The organism is Acrocarpospora pleiomorpha (assembly GCF_009687885.1).
Taxonomy (GTDB): Bacteria; Actinomycetota; Actinomycetes; order Streptosporangiales; family Streptosporangiaceae; genus Acrocarpospora; species Acrocarpospora pleiomorpha.
In genome coordinates this window covers 86,382-102,672 of the sequence record NZ_BLAF01000023.1, presented here as the reverse complement: position 1 = coordinate 102,672, position 16,291 = coordinate 86,382, and the positions used below count along the sequence as shown (strand labels likewise).

The following is a 16,291-nucleotide window of genomic DNA, read 5'->3' as shown; positions in this document are numbered from 1 at the left end:
AGGTACGGCCAATGCCTAGAAAGGACCCCCGTGTCCCAGTTCACACTTCTCGGTGGTGGCTATCGCGCCGATGTCACCGAGCTCGGCGGCGCCGTCAACGGCCTCTGGCGCGGTGGCCACGAGCTCCTGCCGAGCTGGCCGGAGGACGGCCCGATCCCCTTCTACAGCGGGGCGGTGCTCGCGCCGTGGCCGAACCGGGTGGTGGGCGCCCGATACGTGTTCGCCGACGAGTGCTTCGAGCTGCCGGTCAACGAGCCCGACCGGGGTCACGCGCTGCACGGGTTCGTCGCGGACGTGCCGTGGACGGCGGTGGAGTTCGCCTCCGTCGAGGACGAGCACGCGTTCATCCGCCTGACGCTCGCGTTGGAGCCGAGACCGGGCTACCCGTTCCGGCTGCGGTTCGAGCTGCGGCACGACCTGTCGGCGAACGGCCTGACGACCACCATGACCGCCGAGAACGTGGGCGAGACCGCCGCGCCCTACGGCACCGGGCCGCACCCGTGGCTGCTCTCCGGCCCGGACGTCCGGGAGTACGAGCTGGATCTGCCCGCGGCCAAGGTCCTGCTCGTCAACGACATCCTCGCGCCCGTCACGCTGGAGGACGTCACGTACACGCCGTACGACTACCGCGCCCCCCGCCAGATCGGGGAGACGGCGATCGACCACGCCTTCACCGGCCTGACGGCCGGGCGGGTGCGGGTGCGCGGCCCGGAAGGCGGCCTGGAGATGTCGTGGGACCCGGAGGTGCTGCCCTGGGTTCAGGTCTGCACCGGGACCGGGCTCGGCTTCCGCGGGCTGGCCGTCGAACCCATGACCTGCCCGCCGGACGCGTTCAACTCCGGCACCGACCTGATCGTGCTGAAGCCCGGAGACACGCACGAGGCCGCCTGGACCCTCGCCATCAACTAGGACTCCCATCTATGGACAGCAGGACGAAACGACGGCTCTCCGCCGCCGAACTGGACGCCCTCGTGCTCGGCGCGCTGGGCGTCGGGATGGTCTCCTCCGAGGAGTTACCCGACGGCTTCGCCAACGCCGTCTGGCGGCTCGGCCTGGAGGACGGCCGGGACGTCGTGCTCAAGGTCGGCCCCCCGCCCGACCTGAAACTCCTCACCTACGAGCGGGATCTGCTGCGCACCGAGGCGATGGTCTACGACCTCGCGGCCGGCACCGGCCTGCCGCTCCCCGCGCTGCTGCACGCGGGTTTCGACGACGCCCTGATCGGCGGCGACTACCTGATCCTGGCCGCCCTGGACGGGGTGCCGTGGAACCATGCCACCCTGGAGCCCGCCCAGGACCGCGAGATCCGCTTCGAGCTCGGCCGCCACCTGGCCACGCTGCACGCGATCCCGGGCACGGGCGTGTTCGGCTACCCGTACGCGGGACTCACCGGCGGCACCTGGCGGGAGGCGTTCCTGGTCATGGCCGGGGCGCTGCTGGACGACGCCGTGCGCTACGCCACGCCGCTGCCCGCCACCATCGTGGAGATCGCCCGCCTGTTCCACACCAACGCCGCCGCGCTGGACGAGATCGTCACCCCCCGGCTGGTGCACTTCGACATCTGGCCCGGCAACGTCTTCCTCAAGGACGGCAGGATCGAGGCGCTCATCGACCACGAGCGGGCCTTCTGGGGCGACCCGATCGCCGACTTCGTCACCCCGACGATCTTCGGCGAGATCCAGGGCGACGACCCGATGCTGGCCGGATACCACGACGGCGGCGGGTTCGGCCTGTTCACCCACACCACCGAGGTCAGGGTGGCGCTCTACCGGGCCTACCTCTACCTGATCCTGCTGGTCGAGAACGGCCCCCGGCAGTACCCCGAGGAGTCCTACGCGCGGATCCGCGGGCTGGCCACCGAGAGCCTGGTCCGGGCCCTGGAGGTGCTCAGGCGAGCTTCGTGAGCAGGATCGGCGTGGTGGTCGGCTGCCGGGAACCGCCCGCGGGCTCGACCGTCACGCCGAACCGCTCCGCCTCGCCGGGGACGGTCAGCGTGGCCGTCCTGACCCCGCCGCCGCCGTCCACCAGACCGGCCGAGTGGATCCCGGTCGGGCCGATCAGCCACATCTGGTACGTCTGGTCGGACGGCAGCCCGGGCATGTCCGAGGCGAACATGAGCTTGCCCTGGTGCGGCGAGAGCACGATGGTCGCCCCTCCGCCGCCCGTCATCGGCACCCGCCGGACCACGGCGTCCGGCGCGGCCAGCAGGTTCTGGGTCGCCGCCAGCAAGTTCTGGGTCTCGGCCAGCGTGCGGTCCCGCTGCTGGACCGTGTTGACCGCCACCACCCCGACCGTGACGGCCGCGGCCACCGAGGCCGCCGCCAGCCCGACGGCCAGCCGGGACCGCCAGCGGGGAGCCAGCGGCACGACCACATTCGCGCGGTTGGCGCGCTCGGTCCTGACCGGCCTCGGCGGCTCCTGCCGCACCTGCGCGATCTCGGCCAGCACCCGCCGCTTCAAGGCCAGCGGCGGCGGTTCGGCCACGCCCGCGGCCAGCCGCGCCGCGGTCTCGCGCAGCCCGCGCACCTCGTCCGCGCACGCCTCGCAGCGCGCCAGGTGCTCCTCGAACAACCCCTGATCCCGGTGCGGCAGTGCGTTCAGCGCGTACGCCCCCGAGAGGGTGTGGAGGTCGTCGTTCATTTGTCCACCCCCATGCAGTCGCGCAGTCGAACCAGTCCGTCGCGCATGCGTGTCTTGACTGTGCCCAGTGGCACCTTGAGCAACCCGGCTACTTCCGGGTAGCTGTATCCCCCGTAGTACGCCATCGTGACCGCCTGGCGTTGCAGGTCGGTCAGGCCGTCGAGGCAGCGACGCACCCGTTCGCCCTCCAAGCGGGTGGTCACCGCCTCGGCGACCTGGTCGTAGGCGACGTCGTTGTCCAGCCGGGCGGCGCGTTCCTCCCGGTCGGTGGCGGCCTGCGCCGACCTGACCCGGTCGACCGCGCGGCGGTGCGCCATCGTCAGGACCCAGGACAGGGCGCTCCCCTTGTCCGGGTCGAACCGGGCGGCCGTGCGCCAGACCTCGACCAGGACCTCCTGGGCCACCTCCTCGGCCTGCGCCCGGTCCCGCAGGACCCGACGGATCAGCCCGAAGACCTGGCCGCTGACACGGTCGTAGAACCGCTCGAAAGCCGCTTCATCGCCGCGCGCGACCTCACCCAGCAGCTCCTCGAGCCCCGGGCCGCGTCCCGCCGCGAGCATGGACACAACCTCGTTCACACTGGGCTATTCGCCACCAGGGCCCCCGTGGATTGGTGGGGTTGCCGGGATTTTTCCCGGGTAGGCGGCTTCAGCCGGCCGCCGGCGGGTGACACCATATTTCAAGGGGTGATGAATTATGACCGACACCACGTGCGTGATCGCGGGCGGCGGGCCCGCGGGAGCGATGCTGGCGCTGCTGCTGGCCCGGGCCGGGATCGACGTGACCCTGCTGGAGAAGCACGCCGACTTCCTGCGCGACTTCAGGGGCGACACCATCCATCCGTCCACCCTGCAGGTCCTGGACGAGCTGGGCCTGATGGCGGAGTTCGAGAAGCTGCCGCACCACACCCTGCCGTTCCTGGCGCTGAACACCGGCGAGGAGCTGGTGCCGCTGGCCGACTTCCGGCGGCTGCCCTGCCGGTACCGGCATGTCGCGATGGTGCCGCAGTGGGAGTTCCTGAACATGATCACCACGGCCGCCGCCCGGCTGCCCAACTTCAGGCTGATCATGCGGGCGGAGGCGTACGACCTGATCAGGGACGGCGGCGCCGTGCGCGGCGTGAAGTACCGGGAGGAGGGGCGGGAGCGGGAGATCCGGGCGGCGCTCACCGTCGCGGCCGACGGGCGGGGATCCGGCCTGCGGCGGGCGGCCGGGTTCCAGCCGGTCGAGCTGGGCGCGCCGATGGACGTGGCCTGGTTCCGGCTGGACCGGCACGACGGCGACCCGGTGGAGACGTTCCTGCGGCCGGGCGCCGGCGTCGGCGTCGCGGCGATCAACCGGGACTCCTACTGGCAGCTGGCCTATCTGATCCCAAAGGGCGGTTACGAGGCGCTCAAGGCGCGCGGCGTGGCCGCTTTCCGGGACACCGTCAAGCGTCTGGTGCCCTTCCTCGAGCCGGACGCGCTGACCTTCGACGACGTGAGCGTGCTCACCGTGCGCGTGAACCGGCTGCGCCGCTGGCACCTGCCCGGGCTGCTGGTGATCGGCGACGCCGCGCACGCCATGTCCCCGATCGCCGGCGTCGGCATCAACCTGGCCGTGCAGGACGCGGTGGCGGCGGCCAACATCCTGGCCGGGCCGATGGCGAAGGCCCAGCGGCGCAGGCGCCCGGTGCTCGATCCGGTGCCGGACTCGCTGCTGGCCCGGGTGCAGCGGCGGCGGATGTATCCGACGGTGGCCACCCAGTTCCTGCAGCTGCAGATCCAGAACCGGGTCATCGCCAAGGTCCTGTCCGGCCAGGAGCTCTCCCAGGACCTCGGCGGCGCGGCCCGGAACATCCCCGGACCGCTGAAGCGGCTGGCCGGGCGGGTGGTCGGCCTCGGCTTCCTGCCGGAACACGTACGGTCTCACCACGTGGACATGAGGGCGGTGACGGTGGACGCCGTGCAATAACCTGGGTTGTCGTGAGCGCTCTGAACCTCGATACCTGGCGTGACCTGCCCGCCGCCCAGCAGCCCGAATGGCCCGACCGGGCCGCGTTGGACCACGTGGTGGCCGAGCTCAAGGGGCTGCCGCCACTGGTCTTCGCCGGCGAGTGCGACCAGCTCAAGGACCACCTGGCCGCGGTCGCCCGGGGCGAGGCCTTCGTGCTGCAGGGCGGCGACTGCGCCGAGACCTTCGCCGGAGCCACCGCCGACAACGTGCGGAACAAGCTCAAGACGCTGCTCCAGATGGCGATCGTGCTCACCTACGCGGGGCGGGTGCCGGTGGTCAAGATCGGGCGGCTGGCCGGGCAGTTCGCCAAGCCGCGCTCCAAGAACACCGAGACCCGGCAGGGCGTGGAGCTGCCCGCCTACCGGGGCGACATGGTCAACGGCTTCGACTTCACCCCCGAGGCCCGGGTTCCCGACCCGGGCCGGCTGCTGCGCGCCTACCACTCCTCGGCGGTGACGCTCAACCTGGCCCGCGCCTTCACCAAGGGCGGCTACGCCGACCTGCGCCAGGTGCACGCCTGGAACCAGGACTTCGTGGCGGGTTCCCCGGCCGGGCAGCGGTATGAGCAACTGGCCCGCGAGATCGATCACGCGCTCGCGTTCATGCGCGCTTGCGGGGCCGAACCCGAAGAATTCCACACTGTTGAGTTCTACTCGTCGCACGAAGCGCTGATCCTCGACTACGATCACGCGCTCACCCGGATCGACTCGCGCACCGGTCTGCCCTACGACGTGTCCGCGCACATGGTCTGGATCGGTGAGCGCACCCGGCAGCTGGACGGCGCGCACGTGGAGTTCTTCAGCAAGATCCGCAACCCGATCGGGGTGAAGCTGGGCCCGGCCACCACGCCGGAGGAGGCGCTCACCCTGGTGGAGAAGCTCAACCCGGACAACGAGCCGGGGCGGCTCACCTTCATCACCCGGATGGGCGCGGGCAGGGTTCGCGAGGCGCTGCCGATGCTGGTGGAGAAGGTCAGTGCCAGCGGGGCGACGGTGGCCTGGGTGTGCGACCCGATGCACGGCAACACCTTCGAGGCGGCCGGGGGCTACAAGACCCGGCGGCTCGACGACGTGCTGGACGAGGTGGCCGGGTTCTTCGAGGTGCACCGCGCGCTGGGCACCCACCCGGGCGGCATCCACATCGAGTTCACCGGCGACGATGTCACCGAGTGTGTCGGCGGCGGACACCCGATCGTGGAGGGCGATCTGGCGCTGCGCTACGAGACCGCGTGCGATCCCCGGCTCAATCGGGGCCAGTCGCTCGACCTGGCGTTCCGGGTCGCCGAACTCTACCGGGCCCAGTGACGATATTTCGGGATTTCCCCGTATGATCGTCACTCTGCAGCCAGGGGAGAACCGATGAGCCAGCCGCCGCCGCCCGGCGTCGATCCGAATACGCCCAATGTGGCCCGCATGTATGACTACTACTTGGGGGGCAAGGACAACTTCGCCGCCGACCGGGCCGCCGCGGAGCAGATGACCAGTCTGTTCCCCGACGTCAGGGCGGCGGCGCTGGAGAATCGGGCATTCCTGGCCAGGACCGTGCACTGCCTCGCCGAGGCCGGGATCCGCCAGATCGTGGACATCGGCTCGGGCCTGCCCACCCAGGGCAACGTGCACGAGATCGCCCACCGGGTCGCACCGGACTGCAAGGTGGTCTACGTCGACTACGACCCCGTCGTGGTCGCGCACGGGCAGGCCCTGCTCAGCCGCGGCGAGAACGTGGAGGTCGTCATGGGCGACTTCCGCCAGCCCGACGACCTGCTGGCCAAGGTCAGCCAGGAGATCGACTTCGACCGCCCGGTGGCGTTCCTCCTCTTCGCGCTCCTGCACTTCGTCCACGAAGCCGACAAGCCATACGAGATCGTCGCCCAGCTGCGGGACCTGAGCGCCCCCGGCAGCTACCTGGCCCTCACCCACGCCGCACCCGCGATCCCCGACGTCAGCGAAGCCGCCCTGGAGATCTACAAGAAGGCCACCGCAGCCCTGGCCCTACGCGAATACGAGGAAATCCTCCCGTTCTTCGACGGCTACGAACTCCTCGCCCCCGGCCTGGTCGCCCCCCGCGACTGGCGCCCCGACGCGGACACCTACCTCCCCGACACCCACGCCTCAGTCGGCTTCGGCGGCGTCGGCCGCAAACTCTAACCAACCCCAAACCCGAACCGGCCGAAAACCCTGAACCGGCCGCGAGGGCTGAACCCATCCGGGAGCCCCGAACCAGGCGCAACTCCGAACCGGTCGGTAACCCCGAACCGGCCGCGGGTTGAACCTGCCCAGGAACCCCGAACCAGGCGCAAACTCTGAACCAGGCGCGGAGACCGAACGTGTCCGGAAACTCCGAACCAGGCGCAAAGGCTGAACCTGTCCGGGAACCACAAACCGGTCCGGAAAACAAACTGAGCGCAAGCTTCGAGCCGCCGGGAACTCCAAACCAGGCGCAAGCTCAACCGGCCGGAAGCTACGAATCGGCCGGTTCCGAATCGGCCAAGTGCTCAAAGACGAACAGGGCCCCCCGCCGGGAGGCCCTGTTTCGTTTTCCTAGCTTGGCTTCAGCTCGGAGTTGATCTCGGCGCGGATCGCGTCCATGTCCAGCGCCCGCAGCTGCTTGATCAGATCCTCAAGCGCCGCCCCCGGCAGGGCTCCCGGCTGGGAGAACACCACGATGCCGTCCCGGACCGCCATGATGGTGGGAATCGCGGTGATGTCGAAACCCTGCGCCAACGCGGGCTGCGCCTCCGTATCGATCTTGCCGAACGTGATGTCCGCGTGCTCCTCGGACGCCTTCTCAAAGATCGGCCCGAACGTCCGGCAGGGCCCGCACCACGCCGCCCAGAAGTCGAGCAAGACGATCCCGCTGTCCGCGATCTCGTTGAAGTTCTTCTCGGTTACCTCGATCGTCGCCACACACGACTCCCTTCTTCATCGGACACAACCATGTGCCCGCGCCCAGCATTCCTAGGCTTCTCGCGTCAGACTCCAAGGAAAGAACCCTAGATGAGGAGAGGCCCATGTACCCCGGATGCGGCTCGTGCTCCTGCAGCGATGAGATCCTGTCCACCCTCAAACCACCGCGAATCACCCAGCTCGGCTAAAAGGCGATGGGCGCTCCCGGCGGTGGCCGGGGACGCCCATCGGTGGCCAGACCCGGTGGCGGCTGGACCTGGTGGTGGCCGGAATCTCCGGGTTCAGGCCGATGGGCTCTGGTCGGCCCGCCGGTCCAGATGCGCGCAGTGGCTCGCGTCAGAACGTGGAGCATGGCCAGTGCGGCGGACGGGAACGGCGACCACGGCGTGGCGGGGCCGCGTCAGGTGTGGAGCATGGCCTGTGCGGTGGACGCGAGCGGCGGCCGCGGCGTGGTGGCCGGGTCAGGTGTGGAGCATGGCTTCGGATTGCCAGAGGGTGCGGTAGTAGCCGTCGGTTGTGGTGAGGTCGGTGTGGGTGCCGCGTTGGGTGATCTGGCCGTCTTCCAGGACGAGGATTTCGTCTACCGCTTCCAGGCCGCGCAGGCGGTGGGTGATGAGGAGGGTGGTGCGGCCGTGGGTGGCGTCCAGGAGGTCGGCCATCAGGGCGGCGGCGGTCTGTTCGTCCAGGGCTTCGGCGGGTTCGTCGAGGAGGAGGACGGGCGGGTTGTAGAGGAGGGCTCGGGCCAGGGCGAGGCGTTGGAGTTGGCCGCCGGAGAGGGTGCGGCCGTCTTCGCCCAGGGGGGTGTCCCAGCCGGTGCGGTCGGCCCAGGTGTCCAGGTGGGCCGCCTGGACGGCGTTGGCGAGTCCCTCGTCTGAGGCTTCGGGGCCGGCCAGGCGGAGGTTGTCCTTGAAGGATGCCTGGAAGACGTAGGGGTCCTGGGTGAGGCCGGTCATGAGGTGGCGGACGGTTTCGGAGGGGAGGTCTCTCGCTTCGACCTCGTTGATGGTGATATTTCCGGATTCGTAGTCGATGGTGCGCATCAGGGCGGAGAGCAGGGTGCTCTTTCCGGCTCCGCTCGGGCCCACGATGGCGACGCGGCGCCCAGGGGTGAGGGTGAGACTCACGCCATTGAGGGCGGGCCGGGCTTCGCCGTGCCGCACCACCAGATTGGAGACCTCGATGGTGAGCGGTCCCGACGGGGTGACGGCGGGGGCGGCCGGTTCGGTCACGGCCGCCGGGAGGGATCGAAGATCGGTGAGGCGGCGCAGAGCGGCGAGGACGCCGGTGAGGCGCTCTCCGGCCGCGGCCAGGGGAAGCACGGGTTCGAAGGCGACCAGGGACATCAGGGCCAGGACAGCAGTCGCCACCGAGCCGGTCCCGGTGGCCTGGCAGATCCACACGATGGCGACGACGGTGAGGCCCTGGGTAAGCACCCCGGTCAGCAGCGCGGTGGCACTCACCCGGGACTGGCGACGCTCAAGCGCCGCGAGATGGTCGTCCGCCGCCATCCCCGCGGCCAGCGCCTCCCCCTTCGCGCCGTACGCGGCGAGGTCGGCGGACCCGTGCACCAGATCGGCGACGCGGGCGGCCAGGTCGGCGCGAGCCGGAGCCAACCGCGCCGACCAGCGACGGGAGGCGGCGGCCGTGCCGATCGGCAGCAGGACTCCGGCGATCACGAGTCCGGCCAGCAGAGCGAAGGCCGCCGCAGGCAACAAGAAGAGCGCGATCACGACAGCCACCGCTCCGGTGACGAGAGCGGCGATGGCGGGCAGCAAGCACCGGACCAGCAGATCCTGGACCGCGTCGGTGTCGTCCACCATGCGGCTGAGCAGATCCGCGCCACGATGGCTGAGAGGCCCGGACGGGATCAACGCCTCGTAGAGCCGCTCCCGCGTCGCCGCCTGAGCACGCAGCGCGACGTCATGCCCCGCGAGCCGCTCCGCATAACGGAAGACCCCCCGGCTAGTCGCGAACGCGCGCACCCCGACGATCGCCACAGAAAGCGCGGCCAACGGCGGCTGCTCAGCGGCCCTGGTGATCAGCCACGCGGCGGAAGCAATCAGCCCAAGCCCCGCCAGATCGGCCGCAGACCCGGCCAGCGCGGCGACGACCAGCCGCCGATTCAGACCGCTCGGAATCAACCCACTCATCAGAATCCCCCCAGAACGAGGAATGTCCGCAGCCTGGCCCGGAATGCGGTGATCACCGCACGCCTCCCAGAAAGGGCAGCGCCCACCGGATCGTCCACAGTCCAACTGACCGAAGGTGTGCCAACTACCGCAAACCGCCCAGAAACGGGAGCACCCGCCAGATCGCCTGCAGTCAGGTTGGCCGGGGAGGCGCTGGCCACCGCAGACCTCCCAGAAAGGGCAGCGCCCACCGGATCGTCCGCAGTCCAACTGACCGAAGGTGTGCCAACTACCGCAAACCGCCCAGAAACGGGAGCACCCGTCAGATCGCCTGCAGTCAGGTTGGCCGGGGAGGCGCTGGCCAGCGCAGACCTCCCAGGAAGGGGAGAACCCGACGGAATGCCCGTAAGCCGACTGGCCGAAGATGCGGTGATCAACGCAAACCTCCCACAAACGGGAGCATCCGACGGATTGCCCGCGGTCCGGTTGGCCGGGGAGGCGCTGGTCACCGTAGGCCTCCTACGGGGCGTGCGTGGTCTTTGGTGATTGCGCCGTTGGTTATGTGGATTACGCGGTCGGCGAGGTCGATCATGGCGGGGCGGTGGGCGACGATTATGGCGGTGCGGCCTTCGGCGAGGTGGCGGGTGGAGGTGAGGACGGTGGATTCGCTTCGGCCGTCGAGGCGGGCGGTGGGTTCGTCTAGGAGGAGGAGGTCGGCGTTGGGGCGGCAGAAGGCGCGGGCCAGGGCGACGCGCTGGCGTTGGCCTGCTGAGAGGTTGGCGCCGCGTTCGCCGAGGATTGTGTCGTAGCCTTCCGGGAGGGTTTCGATGAATTCGGCGGCTTGGGCGGCGGCGGAGGCCGTGCGGATCTGGTCGGGGGAGGCGGAGGAGCCGAGGCGGATGTTGTCGGCGACCGAGGTGGCGAACAGGTGGGGGCGCTGGGGGACGAAGGCGAGGCGGCGGCGCCAGGTGTCCAGGTCGAGGTCGGCTAGGTCGACGCCGCCGACCAGTACCCGGCCGGATGTGGGGGTGACGAAACCGAGCAGCAGGTGGAGCAGGGTGCTCTTGCCCGCTCCGCTCGGGCCCACCAGGGCGACCCGCTCGCCCGGCTCGATCACCAGGGAGACATCGGTCAGCGCCGCGTCCTCCCGGCCGGGATAGCGCACGGTCACCGACTCCAGGCGGATCTCGGGCACGCCCTCGGGGGCTGTCAGCCGCCCGGGCTCCCCGGGGCGTTCCTCGCCCAGCAGTGCGAACGCCTGGTCGGCGGCGGTCACCCCTTCCATCGCGGCGTGGAACCTGGTCCCCATCGCCCGCAACGGCAGATACGCCTCCGGCGCCAGCAGCAGCACCAGCAGCGCCGTGCTCAGATCCAGTGACCCCGACAGCAGCCGCAACCCCACCGGGACCGCCACCAGCGCAAGCGACAACGACGCGACCAGTTCCAGCACCAGCGACGACAGGAACGCCACCCGCAGCGTGCGCATGGTCGCCGACCGGTGCTGATCGGCCACGTCGCGAATCACCGACGCCTGGTAGCGGGCCCGCCCGAACGCGCGCAGCGTCGGCAGCCCGCGCACCACGTCGAGGAAATGGCCGCCCAGCCGCGCCAGCGCGCGCCACTGCCGCTCGGTCACCGCCTTGGTGGTCATCCCGACCAGCGCCCCGAAGATCGGAATCAGCGGCAGCGTCAGCAGCACGATGATCGCCGTCGCCAGATCCGCCACGAAGAGCCGGATCAGCACTGCCACCGGCACCACCGCGGCCACCGCCACCGACGGCAGATATCCCGTCAGATAGGGATCGAGCGCGTCCAGACCCCGCCCGGTCAGCGTCACCAGCTCACCCGAGCGATGCTCGGCCGGGCTCAGCTCCTGGAACCGGGACAGCAGCCGATGCCGCAGCAGCGACTTCACCCCGCTCGCGGTGCGCCCGGCCGCGACGCCCTGCGCCCAGCCGAGCGCCCCGCGCAGCCCGATCACCAGCGCCAGCGGCAGCAGCGCGCTCACCGCGAACCGCCCGGACAGCACCCCGGCCAGCAGTTCGGCCTGCACCAGCACCAGCAGCCCGGCCACGATCGCGGCGCCCAGGCAGACCGCCAGGTGCCGCCGCGGCAGCACCCGCATCAGATCCCGGTGCACGATTCCCCCGAGGCTAGAAGAACGTCGGAACGGCGCCCCTCCGGAACACGCGCCAGACCCAGATCTGCGCGCCCACCATGAGGGGAACGACTGGCAACACCATAAGGCTCAGCACCGACAGTGTCGCCGACGGGGCGGCCTCGCCGAGCACGTCAGGGGCCAGGACCGCCAGCGGCGCCACGACCGGCGCGACGGCCACGGCCGCCGACAGCGCCAGCCCCCGGCCGGTACGGCTCGCGCCCTGCGCCACCGCCTCCCCCGGCAGCCGCCACGCCAGGAACGTCCACCCGTGGAACGCGAACACCACCGCGACCACCACCCCGTACACCACGCCCAGCAGCGCGGGCGCCCCGGTGATCCCCGCGATCACGCCACCCCAGGACAGCGCCAGCCCCAGCGACCCCGCCGCGACCGCCGCCGTCCAGAACGACCGCCAGCCGCTCCCGTCCAGCCTGCGGCGGAACCACAACCCCGCGTCCCGTACGACCCACGACACCAGCAACCCCACCACCACCGGGTAGAGCTCGCTCAGCACCTCCCCTTCCAGCACCGGGAAGGCCCCGAACAGCACGCCCGCGAGCCCGACCAGCCACACCTCGTTGGCCAGCACGAACGGCGCGATCGCCCCCACCGCCCGATCGCGCTCCCCGGTGAAGGGCAGCAGCAGCCCGACCCCGATGTCGAAGCCCTCCAGGGCGAAGTAGCCGGCCAGCAGGACGGCGAGAATCCCGAACCAGAGGATCTCCACGACAGCTCCTTAGAAAGTCAGGACGGGTTGGGGGGCCGGCTGCTCGCCCAGCGCGACCACGCCGGGACCGCGCCGGACCAGGCGGGCGATCAGCAGGTAGTCGACGACGGCCAGCATGCCGAGCACCCCGACGAAGGCGAGGAACGACAGCGTGATCTGCCCCGCGGTCAGCCCGGGGGTGAGCGCGTCGGCGACGGTGAGCTTGCCGTAGATGAGCCAGGGCTGGCGGCCCTCCTCGCGGGCGATCCAGCCGAGCACCAGGGCGATGAACGGCAGCGCCGTGAGCAGCATCAGCACCGGCTGGGCCCACCGCCAGCGCGGCAGCCACTTGACGCACACCAGCAGCAGGAAGGTGATCAGCTGCAGCGTCTCGCCGATCGACTGCATGCTGCCGAGCCCGGTTCCGGCGAGCGCGTTCGCGGACCATTTGTCGGGCTGAACCGTCTCGACGAACCCGAACTGGGCGTATCCGAAGCCGACCGTGAGGAACCCGCCCACGAAGGCCGTCACCACGCCGATCCGCAGTGAGGTCGTGAAGAACGCCCGTTCCGCGGTCCGCCGGTACAGCTGGTACGCGCTCGCCCCCATCACCACGCACCCCGCGGTCAGCAGCCCGGCGGAGAGCACGTGGGGCAGCGCCATCACCAGCGTCGGATTGCTGAGCAGCGCCCCGAAGTCGGTGAGCGCCAGCCGGTCGCCCTGGACGGTCGCCCCGGCGGGGTTCTGCAGGAAGGAGTTGGCCACCATGATCCAGAACGCCGACGCGTACGCGGTCAGCGCCACCAGCCAGATGCAGGCCAGATGGAGCCGTTTCGGCAGCCGGTGCCACCCGAAGATCCACAGGCCCAGGAAGGTCGACTCAAGGAAGAACGCGACCAGCGTCTCGATGGCCAGCGGCGCGCCGAACACGTCGCCCGCGTAGTGCGAGAGCCCGCTCCAGCTCATCCCGAACTGGAACTCCATCACCAGGCCGGTGACGATGCCGAGCGCGTAGTTGGTGACATAGATCTGACCCCAGAACCGGGTCATCCGCTCGTGTTCGGGGTTGCCGGTGCGCACGTAGCGGGTGTTCATGATCGCGACAAGGGGGGCCAGGCCGAGTGTCAGCGCCACGAACAGGAAGTGCAGGCTTCCTGTCACGGCGAACTGCAGCCGGGCCAGGTCAAGAACGTCCATGAGGCTCCTTATGTGTGGCTACATATAGGGAGCCTACATGTAGACTGGCTACATGACGAATCCGGATAAGGTAAAGGCGTGAACGCCGACGCGCTCCGCGGGCATCTGGACGCCCTGCTCCTCTCGGTGCTCGAACACGAGCCGCAGCACGGCTACGCGATCATCGAGGCGCTGCGCGACCGCAGCGGCGGCGAGCTCGACCTGCCCACCGGAACGATCTATCCCGCCCTGCGCCGGTTGGAGCGCGCGGGCTACCTGGCCAGCGAGTGGGCCATAGTCGGCGGCCGCAGACGCCGCACCTACCGCCTGACCGGCGCGGGCCGCGCGGAACTGGCGGGTGAGAGGTCCGCCTGGACCGCCTTCACCAGCGTGATCGGCAGCGTGCTCAACCCGTCGCGCGAACCTTCGAGCTGACGCTGAGACAGCGCGCCGCGCACCAGAGCTGCCATCCCCACAGCACCACGCTGAGTAAGGTCGCCGCCGTTCCCGGCGGGTACGCCGCCATGTTCACCGCGTGCTGCGAACCCCAGACCAGGCCCCCGCACAGCACGGCCATCACCGGCATCTGCCCGATCACGAGCAGCCCGAGCGAGCGGGTCAGCACGCGCGGGCGGCGGCCGCGGCGCAAGCCGTACAGGACGAGGCCGCTCAGGAGTCCGGTGGTGAGCTGCAGGTAGTCGACGGTGACCGCGACCCCGCCGAACCAGCCGGGCTTGGCCGCCGTCTCGGCCGCCGGGAAGACATGCCAGATCAGCGACCACATGAGCGCGGTGAACGGCACGGTGATGAACAGTATCGCCGCCGTCCTGCGGCCCTGACCGGCGGTGAGCTCCTCCTGGTAGCCGGGCGCGATCACCTCGATCGGCCCGAACTCCTCGACGGCGAGCCGCTCGGCGCTCGCCCGGTCGAGCCCGTCGGCCTGGTAAGCCTCGGCGGCGTCGAGCAGGCCGTCGCGCGCCTCCGCGAGCATGTCCCGCTTCAACCGCCCAGGCCCGTGCAGGGTACGGCCCAGCCGGGCGACATACCCCTCGACGGTCTCTGCGGCGATTAAAGTCTCCATGGTCGCCTGACAGGCTACGCGTTCCCGCCACCCGGCGGCATCAGGGTGAACCCTGACAACGGCCTCGGGGAACCCTCATGCTCAGCCGTGCAGCCCGTCGTGCTGGGTGGCCACCGGCGGCACGGTGGGCCGGTGCCCGATCGGGCGGCGCGAACTCGGCTGCGGCGTGGCCGACAGCACCAGCGCGGCCACCGTCACCACGGCCACCAACGCGAACCAGGTGACCTTACGTAACCGCGGCGTCCTCTTCGCCCGGTTCTCGCGGCGAAAGGGCCAGCGGGGCGGCCAGCTGAGCCGCAATTGGTGGCCACCGCGCGGCGTGCTCGCGAACACGCAGTCCCGCAGCCGCAGCCGCTCGGGCCCGACCACCCCCGGCAGGTGGCAGCCGCTCAGGTCGGCGCCGTCGATGGTCAGCTCCTCGGCGTCCAGCCGGTCCACCGAAACCACCCGGATCTCCCCGCCGCGCCGGGTCACGCTGGACGTCCCCCGGCTGACCAGGCCGCGCAGGTCCAGGTCCGCGTCGCCGAGCCGGACCACCAGCCGCCCCAGCACCCGGGCCCCGTCCAGCACCACCGGGCAGCCGCTGGCGTCGATCTCCACCGCGCCCTGCGCCCGCGCCTCGCTCAGCACCAGCTTCCTGGCCACCGCCGACGGCGCCAGGAACGCCTTCCCGACGAACCGCACCGATTCGAACCCGGACGAGCCGTCGAATCCGGTCCGGCGGAACGACACCGCCCGCCAGAAGCGCGCGCCCCGGAAGGTGGCGTCCCCATGGAAACGGGTCCGGTCGAATGACGCGAACCCGTGGAACTCGCTCCTGCGGAACGACGCCGAGCCCAGGCACGCCTCGCCGAACAGCGCGTCGCTGATGACCACCGCCTCGTCCAGGGAGAGGTGGCCGCGCACGCGGGAGCCGTGCAGGGAGAATTCGCGAGCGAAGCGGACGCGATGGAAGCTGGCGTTGCCGCCGAAGCTGGTGCCGAAGAACGAGGCGAGGCCGTCGAAGCGGGCGCCGTCGAAGGAGGCGTCGCCGGTGAACGTGGCGTCGCCGAAGCGGACGGCGGACAGGAATCTGGCCTGGTCGAATCGAGCCCGGCCGATGGTATGGCGAGTGGCGGCCAGGATCCGGGCGAGTAATTCGCCGGTGATCACGGTGCCGCGCAGGTCCACCGCCTGCCCCGGGAAGAGCCTCTGGAGACACTCCCCCAGCTCATCGGCGTCCAGGTGGCGCAGGCAACGGCCGTAAGGCTGCCACGCCACCCCAATGCAGTCGGCACTTGTCGCGCACACGCTCCAGGACAGCAGCTGCCTCATAACCGAAGGCATACCCAGAAGTGAGTCCCCCGCTCCCTTCGGAGGCAGCTTATCGCCGCCACTTCTACGGCCCGGCGAAGGATAAGCACCACCCGACCTGATATATGCCGATATTTCTTCCCGCGAGCTTCGAAATGAAGTGTCAAAATTTCCATTTTGACCCCTTATGGGGCGACACCCCGG

At 70.4% G+C, this 16,291-nt stretch carries 15 protein-coding genes; 6 read left to right on the top strand and 9 right to left on the bottom strand.

The genetic code is table 11. From position 1 onward, the window contains the following. Positions 1–30 precede the first annotated feature (30 nt). Both Aple_RS21460 and Aple_RS21455 read left to right on the top strand, forming a co-directional pair. Positions 31–909 carry an aldose 1-epimerase family protein gene (locus tag Aple_RS21460; protein WP_155346437.1) on the top strand — a complete coding sequence of 293 codons (879 nt, stop codon included), beginning with the start codon at positions 31–33 and terminating at the stop codon, positions 907–909. Between the two features lie 11 nt (positions 910–920). Further along, positions 921–1,904, top strand: coding sequence for a phosphotransferase family protein (locus Aple_RS21455; RefSeq protein WP_155346436.1), 984 nt, complete (start codon positions 921–923; stop codon positions 1,902–1,904). Here Aple_RS21455 and Aple_RS21450 read toward each other — a convergent pair. Both Aple_RS21450 and Aple_RS21445 read right to left on the bottom strand, forming a co-directional pair. Further along, the gene (locus Aple_RS21450; RefSeq protein WP_155346435.1) at positions 1,888–2,640 is read right to left on the bottom strand and encodes an anti-sigma factor; all 753 of its coding nucleotides are present in this window, start codon (positions 2,638–2,640) and stop codon (positions 1,888–1,890) included. The two genes, Aple_RS21455 and Aple_RS21450, sit on opposite strands and share 17 nt — an antisense overlap. Further along, positions 2,637–3,200, bottom strand: coding sequence for a sigma-70 family RNA polymerase sigma factor (locus tag Aple_RS21445; RefSeq protein WP_155346477.1), 564 nt, complete (start codon positions 3,198–3,200; stop codon positions 2,637–2,639). The genes Aple_RS21450 and Aple_RS21445 overlap by 4 nt, the downstream gene beginning before the upstream one ends. 136 nt (positions 3,201–3,336) lie before the next feature. Between Aple_RS21445 and Aple_RS21440 the strand changes: the two genes are divergently transcribed. Genes Aple_RS21440 through Aple_RS21430 form a run of 3 tightly spaced genes read left to right on the top strand, consistent with a single transcriptional unit; the run spans position 3,337 to position 6,782 of the window. Beyond that, positions 3,337–4,593, top strand: coding sequence for an FAD-dependent oxidoreductase (locus tag Aple_RS21440; protein ID WP_155346434.1), 1,257 nt, complete (start codon positions 3,337–3,339; stop codon positions 4,591–4,593). 11 nt (positions 4,594–4,604) lie between these two features. Further along, positions 4,605–5,939 carry a class II 3-deoxy-7-phosphoheptulonate synthase gene (locus Aple_RS21435; protein ID WP_218038446.1) on the top strand — a complete coding sequence of 445 codons (1,335 nt, stop codon included), beginning with the start codon at positions 4,605–4,607 and terminating at the stop codon, positions 5,937–5,939. A gap of 54 nt (positions 5,940–5,993) precedes the next feature. Continuing rightward, positions 5,994–6,782 (top strand): SAM-dependent methyltransferase, encoded by a 789-nt coding sequence (locus tag Aple_RS21430; RefSeq protein ID WP_155346433.1) that lies wholly within the window; start codon positions 5,994–5,996, stop codon positions 6,780–6,782. 393 nt (positions 6,783–7,175) lie between these two features. On the opposite strand, the gene trxA is transcribed toward Aple_RS21430, so the two are convergent. The 5 genes from trxA to Aple_RS21405 form a co-directional block, all read right to left on the bottom strand. After that, a complete protein-coding gene (gene trxA / locus Aple_RS21425; RefSeq protein WP_155346432.1) occupies positions 7,176–7,541 on the bottom strand; it encodes a thioredoxin in 366 nt (121 codons plus the stop codon). Positions 7,542–8,002: 461 nt separating this feature from the next. After that, the gene (gene cydC / locus Aple_RS21420) at positions 8,003–9,691 is read right to left on the bottom strand and encodes a thiol reductant ABC exporter subunit CydC (RefSeq protein ID WP_246264680.1); all 1,689 of its coding nucleotides are present in this window, start codon (positions 9,689–9,691) and stop codon (positions 8,003–8,005) included. Positions 9,692–10,175: 484 nt separating this feature from the next. Next, positions 10,176–11,810: a thiol reductant ABC exporter subunit CydD gene (cydD, locus tag Aple_RS21415; RefSeq protein ID WP_218038445.1), complete on the bottom strand. Its 1,635-nt coding sequence runs from the start codon at positions 11,808–11,810 to the stop codon at positions 10,176–10,178. Positions 11,811–11,823: 13 nt separating this feature from the next. Then, on the bottom strand, positions 11,824–12,558 hold the full coding sequence (locus tag Aple_RS21410) for a cytochrome d ubiquinol oxidase subunit II (RefSeq protein ID WP_155346431.1): 735 nt from the start codon (positions 12,556–12,558) through the stop codon (positions 11,824–11,826). 9 nt (positions 12,559–12,567) lie between these two features. Continuing rightward, a complete protein-coding gene (locus Aple_RS21405; protein ID WP_155346430.1) occupies positions 12,568–13,734 on the bottom strand; it encodes a cytochrome ubiquinol oxidase subunit I in 1,167 nt (388 codons plus the stop codon). 78 nt (positions 13,735–13,812) lie between these two features. Here Aple_RS21405 and Aple_RS21400 point away from each other — a divergent pair, with 78 nt between their 5' ends. Further along, a complete protein-coding gene (locus Aple_RS21400; RefSeq protein WP_155346429.1) occupies positions 13,813–14,148 on the top strand; it encodes a PadR family transcriptional regulator in 336 nt (111 codons plus the stop codon). Here Aple_RS21400 and Aple_RS21395 read toward each other — a convergent pair. Both Aple_RS21395 and Aple_RS21390 read right to left on the bottom strand, forming a co-directional pair. Beyond that, the gene (locus Aple_RS21395; protein WP_155346428.1) at positions 14,120–14,794 is read right to left on the bottom strand and encodes a permease prefix domain 1-containing protein; all 675 of its coding nucleotides are present in this window, start codon (positions 14,792–14,794) and stop codon (positions 14,120–14,122) included. The genes Aple_RS21400 and Aple_RS21395 overlap by 29 nt on opposite strands. Before the next feature lie 81 nt (positions 14,795–14,875). Continuing rightward, positions 14,876–16,108, bottom strand: a complete 1,233-nt coding sequence (locus Aple_RS21390) for a pentapeptide repeat-containing protein (protein WP_170321600.1) — start codon at positions 16,106–16,108, stop codon at positions 14,876–14,878. Positions 16,109–16,291 lie beyond the last annotated feature (183 nt).

Excerpts from the sequence above, each read along its gene's own strand:
- Aple_RS21430 (WP_155346433.1), top strand. The coding sequence starts at position 5,994 with ATGAGCCAGCCGCCGCCGCCCGGCGTCGATCCGAATACGCCCAATGTG.
- Aple_RS21405 (WP_155346430.1), bottom strand. The coding sequence starts at position 13,734 with ATGGACGTTCTTGACCTGGCCCGGCTGCAGTTCGCCGTGACAGGAAGC.
- Aple_RS21455 (WP_155346436.1), top strand. The coding sequence starts at position 921 with ATGGACAGCAGGACGAAACGACGGCTCTCCGCCGCCGAACTGGACGCC.
- Aple_RS21450 (WP_155346435.1), bottom strand. The coding sequence starts at position 2,640 with ATGAACGACGACCTCCACACCCTCTCGGGGGCGTACGCGCTGAACGCA.
- Aple_RS21440 (WP_155346434.1), top strand. The coding sequence starts at position 3,337 with ATGACCGACACCACGTGCGTGATCGCGGGCGGCGGGCCCGCGGGAGCG.
- cydC (WP_246264680.1), bottom strand. The coding sequence starts at position 9,691 with ATGAGTGGGTTGATTCCGAGCGGTCTGAATCGGCGGCTGGTCGTCGCC.
- Aple_RS21445 (WP_155346477.1), bottom strand. The coding sequence starts at position 3,200 with ATGCTCGCGGCGGGACGCGGCCCGGGGCTCGAGGAGCTGCTGGGTGAG.
- Aple_RS21390 (WP_170321600.1), bottom strand. The coding sequence starts at position 16,108 with ATGAGGCAGCTGCTGTCCTGGAGCGTGTGCGCGACAAGTGCCGACTGC.
- Aple_RS21395 (WP_155346428.1), bottom strand. The coding sequence starts at position 14,794 with ATGGAGACTTTAATCGCCGCAGAGACCGTCGAGGGGTATGTCGCCCGG.